Source organism: Litorilituus sediminis (assembly GCF_004295665.1).
GTDB classification, from domain to species: domain Bacteria; phylum Pseudomonadota; class Gammaproteobacteria; order Enterobacterales; family Alteromonadaceae; genus Colwellia; species Colwellia sediminis.
In genome coordinates this window covers 548,021-567,286 of the sequence record NZ_CP034759.1, presented here as the reverse complement: position 1 = coordinate 567,286, position 19,266 = coordinate 548,021, and the positions used below count along the sequence as shown (strand labels likewise).

Below are 19,266 nucleotides of genomic sequence, written 5' to 3'. Positions count from 1 at the left end.
GTGGCGCCAATACCTTATGCATTAGCTCATTTCGATGTTCGCAACGACATTCGTTTAAAGATCCTGGAATAAATTATGAACTACCAACACCGTAAACCTCTACCCAATGGCAATGTCGATTACTTTGATACTCGCGGCGCAGTTGAAGCGATAAGCCCGGGTAGTTATGAAAAATTACCTTATACATCTCGTGTATTAGCCGAGCAGTTAGTCAGGCGCTGTGATCCAGCTATGCTAACTGATTCATTAAAACAGCTAATTGAGCGTAAACAAGACTTAGATTTTCCTTGGTATCCAGCTCGTGTTGTTTGTCATGACATTTTAGGACAAACCGCGTTAGTTGATTTAGCAGGATTAAGAGATGCTATTGCCGAGCAAGGTGGCGATCCTGCTAAAGTAAACCCGGTAGTGCCGACTCAGCTTATTGTTGATCACTCGCTTGCTGTTGAGCATGCTGGCTTTGAAAAAGATGCTTTTGAAAAAAATAGAGCGATAGAAGATAGACGCAATGATGATAGGTTCCACTTTATTGAGTGGACGAAAACGGCCTTTAAAAATGTTGATGTGATTCCTGCTGGTAACGGCATTATGCATCAAATCAATTTAGAGAAAATGTCACCTGTTATTCAAGTTCGCGATGGTGTTGCCTTTCCTGATACTTGTGTAGGTACCGACAGTCATACGCCGCATGTTGATGCCCTTGGTGTTATTGCTATTGGTGTTGGCGGCTTAGAGGCTGAAACAGTGATGCTTGGTCGCCCATCTATGATGCGTTTACCAGATATTGTTGGTGTTAAGTTAGTTGGTGAGCGTAAGCCAGGTATTACGGCAACAGATATTGTTTTAGCGATTACTGAGTTTTTACGTAATGAAAAAGTGGTTTCTTGCTATTTAGAGTTTTTTGGTGAGGGAACAACTAATTTAACTATTGGCGATCGTGCGACAATATCGAATATGACCCCAGAATACGGTGCTTCTGCGGGTATGTTTTATATTGATCAGCAAACCATAGATTATTTAAAACTAACAGGTCGAGAGCCAGAGCAGGTTGCCTTAGTGGAAAACTATGCTAAGCACACAGGTTTATGGGCCGATGATTTAGTGGAAGCTGAATATGAACGAGTTTTAGAGTTTGATTTATCAAGCGTGAGCCGTAATATGGCAGGCCCTTCTAATCCTCATAGACGATTACCGACCAGTGAGTTAGCCGCAAAAGCCATTGCTAAAGATTTAGCACACGCCAAGGCACAAGAGCAAGAAGGCTTAATGCCAGATGGTGCCGTGATTATTGCCGCCATTACTTCTTGTACAAATACCTCAAACCCACGCAATGTTGTTGCCGCAGGCTTAGTTGCTAAACGCGCTAATGAGTTAGGCTTAGTGCGTAAACCTTGGGTTAAATCATCTTTTGCGCCAGGCTCTAAGGTTGCCAAACTGTATTTAGAAGAAGCCGGTTTGTTACCTGAAATGGAAAAATTAGGTTTTGGTATTGTTGCCTATGCTTGTACTACTTGTAACGGCATGAGTGGCGCTTTAGATCCTAAAATTCAACAAGAAGTGATAGAGCGCGATTTATACGCGACAGCGGTTTTATCGGGTAACCGTAACTTTGATGGTCGAATTCATCCCTATGCTAAACAGGCATTTTTAGCATCACCGCCGTTAGTGGTTGCCTATGCTATTGCCGGTACTATGCGCTTTGATATCGAGAATGATGTTTTAGGTCAAGATCAGCAAGGTAATGATATTAAGCTAAAAGATATTTGGCCAAGTGATGAAGCGATTGATGATATCGTTAATCGCTTTGTTAAACCGGAGCAATTTAAAAAAGTTTACACGCCAATGTTTGATTTAGGCGCGTTTGAGCCAGCGAAAAGCCCGCTTTATGATTGGCGTATGCAAAGTACCTATATTCGCCGTCCACCTTATTGGGAAGGAGCACTTGCAGGCGAGCGTACCATGAAAGGCATGAGACCATTAGCCGTACTTGGCGATAATATCACTACCGATCATTTATCCCCGTCAAATGCCATTATGCTTGATAGTGCCGCCGGTGCTTATTTAGCTAAAATGGGGCTACCGGAAGAAGATTTTAACTCGTATGCTACCCATCGTGGCGATCACTTAACGGCACAACGAGCGACATTTGCTAACCCGAAATTATTTAATGAAATGTGTCGTGATGAAAATGGCAATGTTAAACAAGGCTCTTTAGCGAGAATTGAGCCAGAAGGTAAAGAGTCGCGCATGTGGGAAGCGATAGAAGCTTACATGGAGCGTAAACAACCACTGATAATTATTGCTGGTGCTGATTATGGACAAGGCTCGTCTCGAGATTGGGCGGCAAAAGGTGTGCGTTTAGCTGGTGTTGAAGTGATAGTTGCTGAAGGGTTTGAACGTATTCACCGCACTAACTTAATCGGTATGGGGGTATTGCCACTGGAGTTTACTCAAGGTGACACACGTCATACCTACGCCATTGACGGTACTGAAACATTTGATGTGCTTGGTGATACCGCACCTGGTAGTGAAATGATGGTAGTCATGACACGAACTAATGGTGAGCAAGTTAATATACCTGTTAAGTGCCGTTTAGATACCGCTGAAGAGGTAACTGTTCATGCTGCTGGTGGTGTATTGCAAAAATTTGCCACTGATTTTTTACAATCAAATCCACAGCAATAGCCTTTTATCGTCAAAAGCGCTATTAGCAAAGTAAAGGCGGCGATGGCCGCCTTTTTATTCACGAATTTAATAAAGTTAGCCTGGGCAGGTTAGCTTTATACCAAGTGAAATAATTAATTCAATTGGTATTATAAGGAGAGAAGTTATGTCTTTCGCGCCACAAGTTAAAATTCCCGCTACCTATATGCGTGGCGGTACATCTAAAGGGGTGTTTTTTAATTTAACTGATTTACCTAAAGCATGCCAAGTGCCGGGTGAAGCCCGAGATAATATGTTGCTTCGTGTTATCGGTAGTCCAGATCCCTATGGAAAACAAACCGATGGTATGGGCGGTGCGACATCGAGCACCAGCAAAACCGTCATTTTGGCAAAATCAGAGCAAGCAGATCACGATGTTGATTATTTATTTGGCCAAGTGGCTATCGATAAAGCTTTTGTCGATTGGAGTGGTAACTGTGGTAATTTAACCGCTGCTGTTGGCGCTTTTGCTATTAACTCAGGATTAATCGATAAAGCACGTATTCCTTACAGCGGCATTTGTACGGTACGAATTTGGCAGAAAAACATCAGTAAAACCATTATTGCCCAAGTACCTATCACTCAAGGCGAGGTACAAGAAACCGGGGATTTTGAATTAGACGGCGTTACTTTTCCAGCTGCTGAGGTGCCGGTAGAGTTTATTAGCCCTGTTGACCCTTCTGAAGCTATGTTTCCTACCGGTAATATTACTGACGTGCTAGAAGTGCCAAATATTGGTACGTTTAATGTCACTATGATAAATGCTGGTATACCGACTATTTTTCTTAATGCAAAAGATATAGGTTACACAGGTGTTGAATTACAAGATGCCATTAATAATGATGACGCTGCACTGCAACGATTTGAAACTATTCGCGCTTATGGCGCAGTTAAAATGGGATTGATTGCTGATATTGCCGAGGCTGCTGCGCGTCAACATACCCCGAAAATCGCCTTTGTTTCACCAGCGCAAGAATTCATTACTTCAAGTGGTAAAACGATTGATAAAATGCAGATAGACTTACATGTTAGAGCCTTATCTATGGGCAAGCTGCACCATGCTATGATGGGGACAGCGGCGGTAGCAATTGGCACAGCGGCGGCCATTCCTGGCACTTTAGTGAATATTGCGGCCAATGGCGGCAGCAAAGCGGCTAGCGATTATACAGCAAAAGAAGCGGTAACTTTTGGTCATCCCTCTGGTACTTTGAAAGTTGGTGCGAAAACTGAATGTTATGATGGTCATTGGCAAGTTGAAAAAGTGATCATGAGCCGTAGTGCTCGTATTATTATGGAAGGTAAAGTACATATTCCCGCTGATTCGTTTTAATGTTGAAATTTTACCTTGTGAAAAGCCAAAGCTATAACGCTTTGGCTTTTTTGCTTGTGATGGTAGAAAAGAAAGCTGGTATTTTTAGTTAATCCGCCTAGTTATTTAGTCTAGGTTTTCTTTCAATTGAGAGTTTTTACTTTTATTTGCATAAGTTGCGGAGTATAACTGAAGCAAAGCAGAGTGACATTGCATCGTAATAAATGTTAGCTCTTACAATAAAATAATGAGGATGATTATGTTGCGATTTGGTTTACTGGCTAAATATAGTGTTTTTTCGGCTTGCTTAGTTTCTGCATCACTTTTTGCTGCTCAACTTAAAGTCGCTGATAACTTGGAAGTAAAAGAACTCAATGGTAAGTCGATAGTACAAGGTTTTTTTAAACACAATCGTGATTTGCAGTTATCATCGGGTAAACAAGCTTTAGTTGTTAGATACAAAGATGTGTTTGAAGATGAAGATTTAGGCCAAGACAGGGTGGTTGAGTCAGATTACTTTGTCATATTATTTAATGTCACCATGCAAAAAGAATTGCGTTTAAAAACTGCTAAGGTCAATAGCATAGAACAAGCTGAGCGTTTTAGCTATGCACCTGAGGTCGTTTTACATGATGGTAAAAAGAATGCCTTGCAGCTTAGTTTAGAAAATTATAAAGATTACCAACTAACTAGAGAAGTAAATAAAGTCATCGTTAATCTGCCTGATGAGGTGACACAACTTGCAGAAAAATCATCACAGACACAGGTGATACAATCAAGCAATGAGCTTGCCGATGATGTTGCCAATGATAATGTCTCAAATGAGGCTACGCAGATATCTTCTCTACCTTCAAGTGAACAAGTGTTGAGTAAAGTCGATAGTTTGCCTATGTTAAAGTATTGGTGGCAAAAAGCTTCAGCTCAAGATAAGCAAGCATTTTTACAATTTATCAAAACCAATTAGCCTTGGTATTTTCTGTATAAAAGGATGTCTTAAATGAAATTTTTTGGTTATGCGTTACCTGTTTTTCTTTTAAGCTTGATACATGGAACTCTAGTTCAAGCTTCTGAATATATTGAGGTTTCAGGAAAAGGTGAGGTAAATGTGTCATCAAAGAGTTTGGCTTTGTCGGTGATGATAACTGAAAGAGGAAAAGTAACTAATAAACTCAAAGCGCTGATAGATAAAAAATCAGATATGGTGATTGCTATGGCGAAATCTTTAGGCGTTAAGGATAAAGATATCAGTTCAGCTCGGGTAAATTTAACCTCGATAATTGAAGAGCCATCAATACAAGTACAAGGCATTGAGGTAAAGAAAAAATTTCCCAATTCCAGCATCGGGCAAGTCAGTAGGGGTAGTGTCTATTTAGATGGCAGGGAAGTAAGCTCGAGCAATCAAAATCCACAGCAGGTATTCGAGCTTAGTCGAAATATTACTATTCGCTTTACCAACATGGATGAATATGACCAATTTTTAACTCAAGTGGTTAAAATTAATGTCAGTAAAATTGCTGCTTTACCTATGTCTGTTGAAGAAAGAGAAGGTTATTACCAGCAAGCGCTTGATTTAGCCTTTGCACAAGCAAAACGAAAAGCTCAAAACATTGCCAGTAAAACAGGGATAAAATTAGGCAAGCTTATTTATTTAAAAGAGCTTTCTCATGATAAGCCTCAATTGCAAGCAAGCGAATTCCCCTTAGATTCGAACGTTACTAGAGCGCAGAGTGAGTTATTTAGCATCAGTCAAATAAAGGCCAGCGTACTGGCAAAATTTGCTATAGCAGAGTAATTATTACCTGGTTACTAGAAAAAATATGAAGAAATGATGAAATTTGCTGTAATACTTGTGTTATTACGTGATAAAAGCTTTATCTATGATAGGTTTTTAGGTATGTTATGCGCTTTTTTAGGCAAGTATCAATTAACTCATTAGAACATTGATCGATAATTAAGACATATCGTGGTAGAGACATTGACTAATAAAACTGAATTTTATAGTGCTTTGCTAGCGCAAACTAAAGCGTTAATAGCGCAAGAATCTGATGTTATAGCTAATATGGCAAATATAAGTGCCTTATTATTTGAGCATTTAGATGAAGTGAATTGGGTCGGTTTTTATCGATTAGTGGATAATGAACTTGTACTGGGTCCATTTCAGGGAAAAGTAGCGTGTATCCGTATTCCTTTATCAAAAGGTGTTTGTGGTGCGGCAGCAATAACGCAAGAGGTTCAGCGAGTTGCTGATGTACATCAGTTTTCAGGTCATATAGCCTGTGATGCTAGCACTAATGCTGAAATAGTATTGCCCGTGATTGTCAATAATAGCGTAGTCGCGGTATTGGATATTGATAGCCAAAGCTTTTCTCGATTTGATGAAGCAGACCAACAAGGCCTGCAGGCTATTGTAGATGTCTTTTCACAGCAAATAAGTAAATAGATACGAATGAAAGAATTTGTTGTTATACATGATTTTTTGGTAACTGAAGCCATTGTCGGCGATTGGGACGGTCAGGAAGAACTCGTTGCTGAACGCATTAATGAAATTTATCACACCTTGTATGATTTGGCAGAAGAAGACATAGAAACCGAAGTGCTGATGGCATTACTCGCCTTAGTGTGGGATACCTGGATTGGTCAGGAGTCCTTGCCTGATATTGAAAGCGAAGATATTTATGATTGGTGTCGTCATATTTTAGATAATCGAGAGCAACACCTGTATCAAGAATAACCATAGTTTCATTCTTAACATTGAGAGTGACTAACTAATTAAATTAAACAAAATTGTAAAAGTTGTATTTATGGAAACTGAAATTAAACGTACTAGTACTAAAGATATTATTGCTTATTTAGCAGAAAAATTTCCGCAGTGCTTTTCTATTAAAGGCCCGGTTAAGCCATTAAAAATTGGTATTTTTCAAGATTTAGCTGAAAAATTAGATGGCGATGAAACTGTGAGTAAAACTCGACTTCGTCAAGCGCTACGTCATTATACAAGTAGCTGGCGTTATCTTAAATCAGTTAAGCAAGGTGTATTTCGTGTTGATATCGATGGCAATGAAATCGCTGAAATTGATGAAGAGCAGGCAAATTACGCTAGTAAAACCTTAAAAGAAAGCCAAGAAAAATTTGGTAACAAAAAAGCTACAGACAATGACAACAAAAAGCCCTATAAAACTAAAGAGGGTTCAAAAGCGTCTGATAATCAAAAATCTCATGATAAGAAGCGCAATGCAGCAAAAAGTGCTAAATTTAAAACTGTAAAGTCTGTTAAAAGCTCAACAGTGAAAAAAGATGCAGCACCGCTTAAACCTGTTGAATCAGCTACAATTAAGGTTGGTAGTCATGTTAAGGTTCAGTTAGGTAATACACCAATGAACGCAACAATTACTGACATATCAGGTAATGATATCAGTGTTCAGCTTGACTCGGGTATGGTTATCAAGACTCAAATGCAAAATATATATTCTTAATTGACTATATAAACTAACTAGCTTGATAGTTGCATTCTATAGTCACTGTTTAGAATAAGTTTGGAGTTAATGCATGCAAAAATTTTGTCGTATCGCACTTGCCGTTTCAATTTCAGTTGGGTTTTCACTAACAACGTTTTCTGGTTTAGCTTATGAAAAGTCCAATGTCCCTGAAGAGCTACCTGTATTGGCACCAGAAAGCCAACACGCAACGGCAAGTAAGCGTATTTCGGCAAGATTTACTCGCGCACACTATAAAAAGGTCAAACTCGATGAAGCACTGACTAGTGAAGTGTTTGACCGATATTTAAAACAGTTAGATTATGCTCGTAATGTATTTTTAGCGTCAGATATTGATAATTTGCAAAAATACCGCGATGACTTTGAGCAAGTTATTGCCCGCGGGCGTTTAGATGTTGCTTTTGATATCTATAACCTCAACTTACAAAGACGTTTAGAGCGTTATGAATATGCATTAACCTTACTTGATAAGCCATTTGATTTTGAAAAGAATGAAGTCTATAACTTCGATCGCGAAGATGCTGATTGGCCTGCAAGTGAGGCAGAGCTAAATGAGCTTTGGCGTTTAAAGGTTAAATCAGATGCCTTAAATCTTACGTTAACTGGTAAAAAGTGGCAAAAAGTTAAGGAAATCTTAAGCAAACGTTATAACTACGCCATTAAGCGATTGAAGCAAAGTGAAAGTGAAGATGCTTTTCAGTTAGTTATGAATAGCTTTGCCCGTGTCGTTGAACCACACACCTCTTATTTATCACCAAGAAACGCAGAACGTTTTCAAGTTGATATGAACCTACAGCTTGAAGGCATTGGCGCTGAGCTTAGAGCAATTGAAGACTACACTGTTATTCACCGTATCGTAACGGGCGGCCCTGCAGATAAATCTAATCAATTAAAAGCAAAAGATAAAATTGTTGGCGTAGCACAAGGTGATGAAGACTTTGAAGATGTTGTTGGCTGGCGCTTGGACGATGTAGTTGAATTAATTAAAGGGCCTAAAGGTACTACGGTACGTTTACAGGTATTATCTGAATCCTCAGATGATGATGCCAATATTCGTATTGTTTCGATTATACGTGACATTATCAAGCTTGAAGATAGAGCCGCAAAATCAGAGGTTTATCTAGAAAACCCACAAATGAATGACAGTAAGAAACTGGGTGTGATCACCATTCCGAGTTTTTATAATCATTTATCTCGTGATGTTAAAAAAGAAATCGCTAAACTAAAAGAGCAGGGTGTTGAAGGCATTATTGTTGATTTACGCGGTAATGGCGGTGGTTCATTAACCGAAGCAACCTTATTAACCGGCTTATTTATTGATAAAGGCCCGGTAGTGCAAATTCGAGATGGCGCTAATCGTATTGTTGTCAACAGTGATAAAGATGGTATTAGCTATTTTGATGGCCCATTAACCGTGATGGTTGATCGTTACAGTGCCTCTGCTTCAGAAATTTTTTCTGCGGCTATTCAAGATTACGGACGAGGTGTGATTGTAGGTGAGCATACCTTTGGTAAAGGTACGGTACAACAGCACAGAGGCTTAGGTAGAGTTTACGATTTATTTGATAAACCACTAGGTAGTATTCAATACACTATTGCTAAGTTCTATCGCATTAATGGTGGCAGTACGCAACACCGTGGTGTGTTACCTGATATTGCCTTCCCAACAGCGGTGGACCCAGAAGATTGGGGTGAAAGTAAAGAAGAGAATGCTTTACCTTGGGATCAGATTGCAAAAGCGCAATATACGCCATTAAATGATATTAGTACTGATATTGATTATTTAACATCACTTTATCAGCAACGTATTAAAGAAAATCAAGAATTTAAGTATTTACTTGAAGATATTGAAACCTATAAAGCTGAAAAAGATGATAAAACTATTTCATTAAATTTAGCAGAAAGAAAAGCTAAGCGTGAGCAAAGGAAAGCTAAGCGCTTAAAGCGTGTTAATGAGCAATTGGCCAAGTTAGGTAAAGAAAAAATCAGTGATTTGGATGACTTAGACGATGAGCTTGATGAGCTTGATCCTTTTTTAGATGAAACAGCGCGAATAACGTTTGACTTGATTTCACTTGGTAAAGTTGCTAAAAAGTAAATTGTATAAAATAAGCAAAGCCGCCCGAAGAGGCGGCTTTTTATTGAGCCATGGCCATAGTGATAGATAATCAGCTTGATTATTCTTTTTCAGTGACGCCACTGTTGTAGATAAGAAGTAATGGTAGTGTTACTTTTGTTCTCCATTTTTGCCATCAAAGATTACATAAAAAAAACAATAATATTAAGGTAAACCACTTTTATGTCCGAAGCAATTCAACCTAAAGCCCCTAGTTTTATTGATGCTGTGATCCCGCTTATTGCGTTGGTTATTATGCTAATAGCATCGGTTCAGTTATTTGATGACAACTCATCTTATGGTCCAAACCAAGTGGCCTTGTTACTTTCCATGGGTATTGCCATTTTAATTGGCTTAAAAAATAACTATACATGGGACTCAATTGAAAAGGCTATTATCAACGGTATTTCAATTTCACTGGGTGCCATTCTTATTTTGTTAGCGGTAGGCGCTTTAATAGGGACTTGGCTGTTGTCAGGTACTGTACCTACTATGGTTTATTACGGCTTACAAGTTATCAACCCTAGTTGGTTTTATGCTGCAACCTGTTTAGTGTGTGGTATTGTCGCCATGAGTATTGGCAGCTCTTGGACAACAGCAGCAACGGTAGGTGTTGCCTTTATCGGTATTGCTAATGGCTTTGAAATGTCGACAGCCGTTACTGCTGGCGCTGTTATTTCTGGAGCTTACTTTGGTGATAAACTTTCGCCATTATCAGAAACAACCAACTTAGCACCGGCTGTGGCTGGAACTGAGCTATTTGCTCATATTCGCTATATGCTTTGGACGACCATCCCTTCAATTTCTATTGCATTAATTTTATTTTTATTTATTGGCTTCAATGATTCATCAGCAAATGATGGTAATACAGCGAGTATTCAAACGTTACTGACAACGCTAGAAAGTACCTACCATATTAGTGTGGTGAATTTAATACCTCTAGCTGTGTTACTGTTCTTGGCTTATAAAAAAATGCCGGCGTTTCCTGCGGTAGCTATTGGTGCCTTAATTGGTGCTGTATGGGCTGCAATTTTTCAGCAAGAGTTAATTTTATCTATGGCAGGGGAAGGTTTAACAAGTGTACAAGGTAATCTGACCGTAATATGGACGGCATTTTTTGACGGTGTTGTTGTTGAAACTGGTAACGGTGAGATAGATGAACTGTTAAGCCGTGGCGGTATGTCAAGCATGTTAAATACCATTTGGTTAGTTATGTGTGCGTTGAGTTTTGGTGCCGTTTTAGAGCACTTAGGTATGCTAAGAATATTTGTTGAGTCTATATTAAAGGCCGCAAAGTCAACGGGTAGTTTAATCACCAGTACAGTTGCTACCTGTATTGGTACCAACTTAATTACTGCCGATCAATATATGGCTATCGTTATGCCGGGTCGCATGTATAAAGAAGAATATCAACGTCGAGGTTTGCACCCAACCGTATTAAGTAGAACCTTGGAAGATTCAGGCACTATTACGTCACCATTAATTCCTTGGAATACCTGTGGCGCATTTATGTTTGGCGCATTAGCCTTAACATCGTATGATTATATATTCTATTGCTTTTTTAACTTAATTAACCCTATATTAGCGATTGTTTATGCTTATGTTGGCTATAAAATTAAGTATATTAACGATAAGGCCTAAGGTTAATTAACCTATTTTATTTTCAATTAACAAAGCCTGTATTATGCAGGCTTTTATTTTTCTCCATAAGGTAAAAATATGACTGACTCAACGCCACGATTTCTTGCAGATTATCGACCATCTGACTTTTCAATTAACACGGTTGACTTAATCATCAATTTAGACGACACCTGTAGCCAAGTCACTAATGAATTAGTCATTACAAGAGAAACAAATACCGCAGGTGATTTAGAATTAAATGGTGAACACTTAACCTTAATTTCAGTCTCTTTAAATGATCAAGCGTTAAGTGCAGAGCAATATTTGCTATCTGATACCTTGTTAACCATACCTGCACAAATACTGTCACAAGTAGAAAATGAGTTTAAGCTCGTTATTGTTACTGAAATCAATCCGCTTGAAAATACTGCATTAGAAGGCTTGTTCAAATCGGGCGATGCTTTTTGTACACAATGTGAAGCGGAAGGGTTTCGCCGTATCAGCTATTACTTAGATAGACCTGATATTATGGCAACCTTTACCACGAAAGTTATCGGGGATAAACAGCAATATCCTTTCTTGCTTTCTAACGGTAATAAAGTGGCAGCAGGGGATTTAGCCAATGGTAAGCATTTTGTTACTTGGCATGACCCTTTCCCAAAACCGAGTTATTTATTTGCTTTAGTTGCCGGTGATTTCGACTTACTTGAAGATAAGTTTGTTACAAGCTCAGGAAGAGAAGTGGCACTGGAAATATTTGTTGATAAAGGTAATTTGCATAAAGCTAAACATGCTATGGTCTCTTTACAAAAATCAATGGCATGGGATGAAGAAGTTTTTGGTTTAGAGTATGACTTAGATATTTATATGATTGTTGCTGTTGATTTTTTCAATATGGGGGCAATGGAAAACAAAGGGCTTAATGTTTTTAACTCTAAGTATGTTTTGGCAGATTCAAAATGTGCGACCGATAGTGATTATTTTAACATTGAAGCCGTTATTGCCCACGAGTATTTTCATAACTGGACCGGTAATAGAGTAACTTGTCGTGATTGGTTTCAGCTGAGCCTTAAAGAAGGCTTAACTGTTTTTAGGGACCAACAATTTAGTGGCGACATGCATTCAAGTGCCGTGACACGTATTCAAAATGTACGCCTACTTCGCTCTCAGCAATTTGCAGAAGATGCAGGGCCAATGGCGCATCCAATTAGACCAACTAAGGTTTTAGAAATGAATAACTTCTATACCTTGACGGTTTATGAAAAAGGCTCTGAAGTGATTCGCATGTTGCACACCTTGATAGGTGCAGATAACTTTAGAAAAGGTATGGATTTGTATTTTCAGCGTTTTGACGGTATGGCAGTTACTTGCGATGATTTTGTTAATGCTATGGCTGATGCAAGTGGAAGAGATCTTAGCCAATTTAAACTTTGGTATAGTCAGCTAGGTACACCAAGCATTAAGGTAGCTGAGCACTTTGATGAGATAAAAAAACAGTATGCTTTAACTTTAACTCAGACGCTTCCTGTAACATCTGCGCAAAAAGCACCTCAGGCTATGCATATACCAATCAAGTTGGAGTTGTTAAGCAGTGAAGCAGGCAACACTAGCTCACAAAATCATCTGATAGAGTTAACTCAAAGTGAGCAAACTTGGCACTTTGATGGTTTCACTGAAAAGCCGGTGTTAGCACTATTGGCTGACTTTTCTGCGCCAGTGAAAGTTGATTTTGCCCAAGATGAACCTAGTTTGTTAACTATAGTCAATCAAGCAAATAATAGTTTTTGCCGTTGGGATGCAGGCCAACAATTATTATTAGCAAATATAAAAGCCTTAGCTGTGTCAAATAGCTATCAACTGCCACAAGAATTGATTGCCATGTTTAACGGTATTTTAGCATCGTTAGACAATCGCGCTTTTATTGCTGAGCAATTAACATTACCAGACTTTGACGAAGTGGCCGGACTAATGGAAGACGTTGACCCATTAGCATTAACGCAGGCACTGAAAGATATTAGCCAGTTTATTGCCACAGGCGTTGAGCAACAATTACTTCAAACCTATGATTTGGTAAGCCAAGATTTACTGGCTGGCAAGGATATGGTGGCAAATCGTGCCTTAAAGAATGCTTGTTTGAGTTATTTGGCGGTTTTACCTGCACATCAGCATTTACTGGCTAAGCAATATAAGCATGCTGATGAACAAGAGAATATGACTGAGTCGTTAGCTGCGTTAAATAACTTAGCGGAAAATGATTTACCAGAGCTTGATCAAGTACTAAGTCATTTTGAAGAAAAGTGGCAAGATACAACGTTGGTAATGGATAAGTGGTTTGCTATTAATGCAAGTGTTGTTAGTGAAAACATATTTGAGCGTTTACAGGCATTAATTTCGCACCCATTATTCAGTCTTAAAAACCCGAATAGGGCAAGATCGCTAATTGGTACGTTTGCTATGCGTAACCCTGAATACTTCCATAACATAGAGGGGAAAGGTTATCAGTTTTTAGCTGAGCAAATAGAGCTATTAAATAGTATTAACCCGCAAGTAGCTTCGAGGCTGATTACACCTTTAATTCAATTTAAACGTTTTAACCTACACCACCAAGGGTTGATGAAAGAGCAGTTAATCAGGCTGCAAGGATTATCAAATCTTTCCAATGATCTAAAAGAAAAGTTAGATGCTGCGTTAGCAGACTAAGATAGTTTTCGTGAGTAATTTTTGTGGGTAATCTAAAATACGCGTTTTATTACCCACAATTTGATGCTTAGGCTATTATTAATGAAGTATTTTTTTTCAATTAGAATGTCAATTGATGAGTTTATGCCTTATTACGAAGGTCGGGCTAGCACGATCATAGTGATCACCGATCAAGGCCTTAAGGTGCAATTTCCAGCAATGCATCTTCGTAAATATATAACCCGACAAGGAATTATCGGGAATTTTTGTTTAGAAACGCACAATAATAAATTTTTATCGCTAACTAAGCTTAAATAATTTGCAAAAAGTCCACGAGGATAGAGTAAAAGCTTTAAACAGTGGTCAGACCATGATAGTCTGCAATTTTGGTAATTACCTTGACTAAATAAGCGTTATTTCATTAACTTAGTTAAAGGTGAACTTTTCTTTATCATTGTATTTTAAACGCTAGTTTAAAACATTGTTTTGAAATTGACTTTATTTTGAACGCAAGTCATTTAAATACAGAGCCTTAACACAAGGTTTTAGCGCTTGCTACCAAGTGAAAATGATGCAATTATTGTTTAATCCACCTTGGAGGAACGTACTTGTTCACTTTGTGGTTATGCTAAAAAAGAACAACCAATAAATCATGACATTAACTCAATAATAAAAAATATGATTTTGATGCGAATAATCAACGTAAAGCCAAGTTGAGTTATTTATAAAACGCTTCAAGTCATGACAGGGGAGAGAATAGATGAAACAAAGCCCTCGCAATAGGTTTATCAAAAAACCTTTAGCTGTTGGTATTGCTGCAGCACTTTCAATGACAATGCTTGCTACGGCTACCAATACAGCACAAGCTGCTAGGTTTGAATTCGGTGATGTAGAAATTAGCTTTGACTCTACATTTAGTGCTGGTTCTAGTTGGCGTGTAGAAGATCGCAATTGGAGCGATAATGTTGGTAAATCAAATAACTTGAAAAATGGTTTTGATTTTAGCCAATATCACGCAGTATTAAACCCTACTCCAATTAACGATACTATCTGGAAAGGGGCTGGTAGCTATTCAAACAATGGTGATCTTGGTGGCTTAAACTACGATGCCGGTGAAAGTTTCTCAAACCTAATTAAAGGTAGTCATGAGTTAGATGTTCATTATGATAACTTTGGTATCTTTATGCGTGGTATGTACTACTACGATTTTGCCATGATGAACGGCACCTATGATTGGACTAACCCAATTAATGGTGATGTGATTGACCCGTGTGATGATCCAGAAGCCAAAGAACAAGTATGTACCGATGTTCGTTTACTCGATGCCTACGTATATGGTGATTTTGATATTGGTGAAATGCCATTATCTATTCGTGTCGGTAATCAAGTGATTAGCTGGGGTGAAAGTACACTAATTTCTCATGGTATCAGTGAAATAAACCCGGTTGATATTGCTCGCCTTCGTGCTCCAGGGGCAGAATTAAAAGAAGCGTTTATTCCGTTTGGTGCTGTGTGGGCATCATTGGGTATGACCGAAAACCTTAACTTAGAAATGTTCTATCAGTACAGTTGGGAAAAAACTATTTTACCACCACCAGGTAGTTATTTTTCTACCAATGATTTTGCTGGTGACGGCGGACACTTTAATAATGTTCAACTAGGTTTTACCGGCAACCCAGATATAGATTTAAATTATTTAATTCAAGGGCTGAATCAAGTTGGTGATATGGTTAGAGCGGGTAACCCTGCTGCTGCGCAAGCTTATTTAGCTTACCCAACCAAAGTAACACTACGAGCACCTGGTGCTCAAGCAGAATTAAGACCTGATGATGGCGGACAGTATGGTTTGCGCCTATCAATGTATCTACCATCATTAAATGATACTGAACTAAGTTTATACTATGTCAATTATCATAGTCGTCGCCCATTGTTCTCGGGTCAAACCGCTGATTTTGGTACACTTTCAATGGGGAGTGATTTAACTTATTTAGCGAAAAATGAAATAACCGAAGATAACTACACTAACTTATCGGCTTTTTCTCAGGTAAAACTTGCCTACCCAGAAGATATTAAAATGTATGCTATGAGTTTTAATACCAATATCGGAACCACGGCCGTTGCTGGTGAGATTAGTTATCGTCAAGACGAGCCATTACAAATTGATGATGTTGAATTATTATTTGCAGCTATGCCACAGCAATTAGCCAATGCTGGTATACCGGGGTTTGAATCATTAGACGGTATTTCACAACTAAACGCACCAGATGGTAATCCTTATGGTTCAGGCGTGCAGGCAGATGGCTTTTGGTTATCAGATACACTACAAGCGCAAATGACACTAACCCATCTATTTGGCCCAACACTTGGTGCTAACCAGTTTGTTGGTGTTGTTGAATTTGGTGGTATTAATATTAATGATATCCCTGAGCAAAGTGTATTAAGGCTAAATGGCCCAGGTACAGCGCGTAGTGGTGAAATTTATATTGACGGTCGACGTGCATATGAAGTTGAAAAATCAGTACAAAATGGTATTGAAACTAACCCATTCCCAACAGAGTTTGCTTGGGGCTATAAAGCGGTTGCTAAGCTTGAATACAACAACGTATTTGCTGGTGTAAATATTAATCCTCGCATTGTATTTTCTCATGATGTTAAAGGTATTACGCCTGATCCATTGTTTATGTTTATTGAAGATAGAAAGTCTATTTCAGCTGGCATTACCTTTGATTATCAAAGTCAATGGTCAGCAGACTTTACCTACAACGGCTTCTTTGGTGGTGTTGGCACTACCAATAAAATGGAAGACCGTGATTATGTCTCGTTCAGCATAAAATACTCTATTTAATATAAGGCACTTAGTATAATGAAAATGACAATGAAAAAGTTACCCTTAATTTCTTTGGCCGTATCGCTTGCGTTAAGTGGTGTTGCTGTGGCCAAAATCTCTCCTGAACAAGCTGCTAAGCTTGGTAAAGAATTAACCCCTATGGGAGCAGAGCGTGCTGCTAATGCAGATGGTTCTATTCCTGAGTGGACTGGTGGTATTACTAAAGCTCCTGCTGGTTATGAAGTGGGTAAGCATCATGTAGATCCTTTCCCAAATGACAAAGTCTTGTATGAAGTTAATGCCGGCAACTTAGATAAATACAAAGATCTCTTAACGCCAGGTCAAATTAAATTATTTGAAACTTACCCTGATAGTTTCAAAATGAATGTTTATCAAACTCGCCGTAGTGCCTCTTTCCCTGAGCACGTGTATCAAGCGGTTAAAGACAATGCCACCCGTTCAGAATTAATCGAAGGCGGTAACGGCATCAAGCAAGCAGCAGTAGGTATCCCATTCCCAGTGCCTGAAAATGGCCTAGAAGCGATTTGGAATCATACACTACGTTATCGTGGTGAAAATGTTGCTCGTCAAGGTGGTCAAGCTGCACCAACAGCGTCAGGTAGTTATACCTATATTGGCTTTGATGAAACTTTAATGCTTCCTTATGGTGTTAAAGGTGCGTCACCTGAAGCGTTAGAAAAAACAAATATTCTGTTTAAGTTTAAGCAAAAGGTTACAGAGCCAGCGCGTTTAGCAGGAACAGCCTTATTGGTGCATGAAACAATGGACCAAATTAAAGTGCCACGCCAAGCCTGGACATATAATACGGGTCAACGTCGTGTACGTAGAGCGCCAAATGTTGCTTATGATGCACCGGGTACAGCGTCTGATGGCTTAAGAACAACGGATGATTTTGATATGTATAACGGTGCGCCAAATCGTTATACGTGGACATTAAAAGGTAAGCAAGAGCTACTTATTCCATACAATGATTACCGTTTACATAGTGATCAAGTGAAGTATGCTGATATTTTAAAACCTGGTCATATCAATCCAGATCTAGTTCGTTATGAAAAACATAGAGTTTGGGTTGTCGAAGCTAACTTAAAAGAAAATACCCGTCATACCTATAAGAAACGTGTTTTCTATATTGATGAAGATAGCTGGCAAGTAGCGGTGACAGATATTTATGATAACCGTGATGAACTATACAGAGTGGGCGTTGCTCATGGTATTAACTACTATGAAGTACCTACGCAGTGGTCTACCTTAGAAGTGTATCATGATATTCAGTCTCGTCGTTATTTAGCTATCGGCTTAGATAATGAAGCGAAAATGTACGACTTTTCTGTGCAGTTACAAGATAAAGACTTTACCCCATCAGCCTTACGACGTGAAGGTCGCAGGTAAGCTTTATAGATATTACGGCTGACTTAGGTCAGCCGTTTTTATTTTTACATCGCTTTGTTAACGTATTGTTAGAGTATTTTTATGCGTTCTATCTTTTTTGTTATTACCTCACTACTTTTACAGCCTTTTGCTCAGGCAAACGACGCTGAGCATCATGCGCCTAACCCCTCTATTAAAGCAAAATTGGCAAGTAAATCGTTATTATTAGATATTGAACAAATTAATAATACCAGTTTGATCGCAGTGGGCGAGTATGGTCATATTATTAATTCTTCTGATGGTAAAAATTGGCAACAAGCTAATGTCCCTGTGCAATCTACCTTAACCAGTGTCTTTTTTCTTGATGAGTCTTTAGGTTGGGCGGTAGGGCACGATGCAACAATTTTACATACTCAAGATGGCGGTAAAAATTGGCAGATACAATATTATCAGCCAGATATGGAAAAGCCGTTATTTGATGTCGTGTTTAAAAATGCCCAAGAAGGGGTTGTTGTTGGTGCTTATGGCTTGATGTTAAGAACGCTTGATGGCGGTGTAACATGGCAAAGTGAATTTCACCAAGAGTTCTTATTAGCAGATGATATTGATTATTTAAATGAGCTAAAAGCTGACGATGAAGAAGCCTACTTAGATGAGATTGCCTTTATTTTGCCGCATTTTAATCGCTTAGTTGCTGATGGCAGAACCATGTTTTTATTAGGTGAAACGGGCTTGTTAGCCAAGAGTAATGACTTTGGTAAAACGTGGCAGCAATACAATGAAATATATCAAGGCTCTTTTTTTGATTTAGGTAGAACAAAAACCGGTAACCTTTTGGTTGCGGGGTTACGTGGTCATATTTTTAGAGGGACCAATAACGGCACGCAGTGGTCTGAAGTGAATACCAATACCACGGCCTTACTGAATGATGTTGTTGTTACTGATGAAAATCGTATTTTTGTCTTGGGTAATAGTGGCATGCTATTAGAAAGTGTCGATGATGGAAAAAGCTACCAAGTTTTAGCGCAAAAAGACGGTAAATCCCTGGTTGCTGGTGTTTGGTTTAAAAAGCAATTAGTGGTTGCTTCAGAAGTTGGCATTAAAGTTATTTCTTTTACTGAATAAAGAC

General features: G+C 38.7%; 14 protein-coding genes. All 14 read left to right on the top strand.

The window, feature by feature from the left end:
• Window positions 1-75: 75 nt before the first annotated feature.
• The 14 genes from acnD (at window position 76) to EMK97_RS02520 (ending at window position 19,262) form a co-directional block, all read left to right on the top strand.
• Window positions 76-2,685, top strand: a complete 2,610-nt coding sequence (gene acnD / locus EMK97_RS02585) for a Fe/S-dependent 2-methylisocitrate dehydratase AcnD (protein ID WP_130599174.1) — start codon at window positions 76-78, stop codon at window positions 2,683-2,685.
• A 145-nt stretch (window positions 2,686-2,830) separates the two neighbouring features.
• Entirely contained in the window at window positions 2,831-4,033 is a 1,203-nt protein-coding gene (gene prpF / locus EMK97_RS02580; RefSeq protein WP_130599172.1) for a 2-methylaconitate cis-trans isomerase PrpF, read from the top strand.
• Window positions 4,034-4,271: 238 nt separating this feature from the next.
• Window positions 4,272-4,976, top strand: coding sequence for a YccT family protein (locus tag EMK97_RS02575; protein ID WP_170176709.1), 705 nt, complete (start codon window positions 4,272-4,274; stop codon window positions 4,974-4,976).
• A 33-nt stretch (window positions 4,977-5,009) separates the two neighbouring features.
• Window positions 5,010-5,804 (top strand): SIMPL domain-containing protein, encoded by a 795-nt coding sequence (locus EMK97_RS02570; RefSeq protein ID WP_130599168.1) that lies wholly within the window; start codon window positions 5,010-5,012, stop codon window positions 5,802-5,804.
• A gap of 183 nt (window positions 5,805-5,987) precedes the next feature.
• A complete protein-coding gene (locus EMK97_RS02565) occupies window positions 5,988-6,452 on the top strand; it encodes a GAF domain-containing protein (protein ID WP_246028861.1) in 465 nt (154 codons plus the stop codon).
• Between the two features lie 6 nt (window positions 6,453-6,458).
• Window positions 6,459-6,743 carry a hypothetical protein gene (locus EMK97_RS02560; RefSeq protein ID WP_130599166.1) on the top strand — a complete coding sequence of 95 codons (285 nt, stop codon included), beginning with the start codon at window positions 6,459-6,461 and terminating at the stop codon, window positions 6,741-6,743.
• A 70-nt stretch (window positions 6,744-6,813) separates the two neighbouring features.
• Complete coding sequence (proQ, locus tag EMK97_RS02555; protein ID WP_130599164.1) at window positions 6,814-7,485, top strand: RNA chaperone ProQ; 672 nt, start codon at window positions 6,814-6,816, stop codon at window positions 7,483-7,485.
• 73 nt (window positions 7,486-7,558) lie between these two features.
• A complete protein-coding gene (gene prc, locus EMK97_RS02550; RefSeq protein WP_130599162.1) occupies window positions 7,559-9,604 on the top strand; it encodes a carboxy terminal-processing peptidase in 2,046 nt (681 codons plus the stop codon).
• A gap of 201 nt (window positions 9,605-9,805) precedes the next feature.
• Window positions 9,806-11,263 carry a Na+/H+ antiporter NhaC gene (gene nhaC, locus EMK97_RS02545; protein WP_130599160.1) on the top strand — a complete coding sequence of 486 codons (1,458 nt, stop codon included), beginning with the start codon at window positions 9,806-9,808 and terminating at the stop codon, window positions 11,261-11,263.
• A 78-nt stretch (window positions 11,264-11,341) separates the two neighbouring features.
• Complete coding sequence (pepN, locus tag EMK97_RS02540) at window positions 11,342-13,942, top strand: aminopeptidase N (RefSeq protein ID WP_130599158.1); 2,601 nt, start codon at window positions 11,342-11,344, stop codon at window positions 13,940-13,942.
• Window positions 13,943-14,005: 63 nt separating this feature from the next.
• Window positions 14,006-14,239 carry a DUF2835 domain-containing protein gene (locus tag EMK97_RS02535; protein ID WP_342774629.1) on the top strand — a complete coding sequence of 78 codons (234 nt, stop codon included), beginning with the start codon at window positions 14,006-14,008 and terminating at the stop codon, window positions 14,237-14,239.
• A 442-nt stretch (window positions 14,240-14,681) separates the two neighbouring features.
• A complete protein-coding gene (locus tag EMK97_RS02530; RefSeq protein WP_130599154.1) occupies window positions 14,682-16,766 on the top strand; it encodes a DUF1302 domain-containing protein in 2,085 nt (694 codons plus the stop codon).
• A gap of 30 nt (window positions 16,767-16,796) precedes the next feature.
• Complete coding sequence (locus tag EMK97_RS02525; protein ID WP_130599152.1) at window positions 16,797-18,158, top strand: DUF1329 domain-containing protein; 1,362 nt, start codon at window positions 16,797-16,799, stop codon at window positions 18,156-18,158.
• An 81-nt stretch (window positions 18,159-18,239) separates the two neighbouring features.
• A complete protein-coding gene (locus tag EMK97_RS02520; protein WP_130599150.1) occupies window positions 18,240-19,262 on the top strand; it encodes a WD40/YVTN/BNR-like repeat-containing protein in 1,023 nt (340 codons plus the stop codon).
• The last annotated feature ends 4 nt before the right edge of the window (window positions 19,263-19,266 follow it).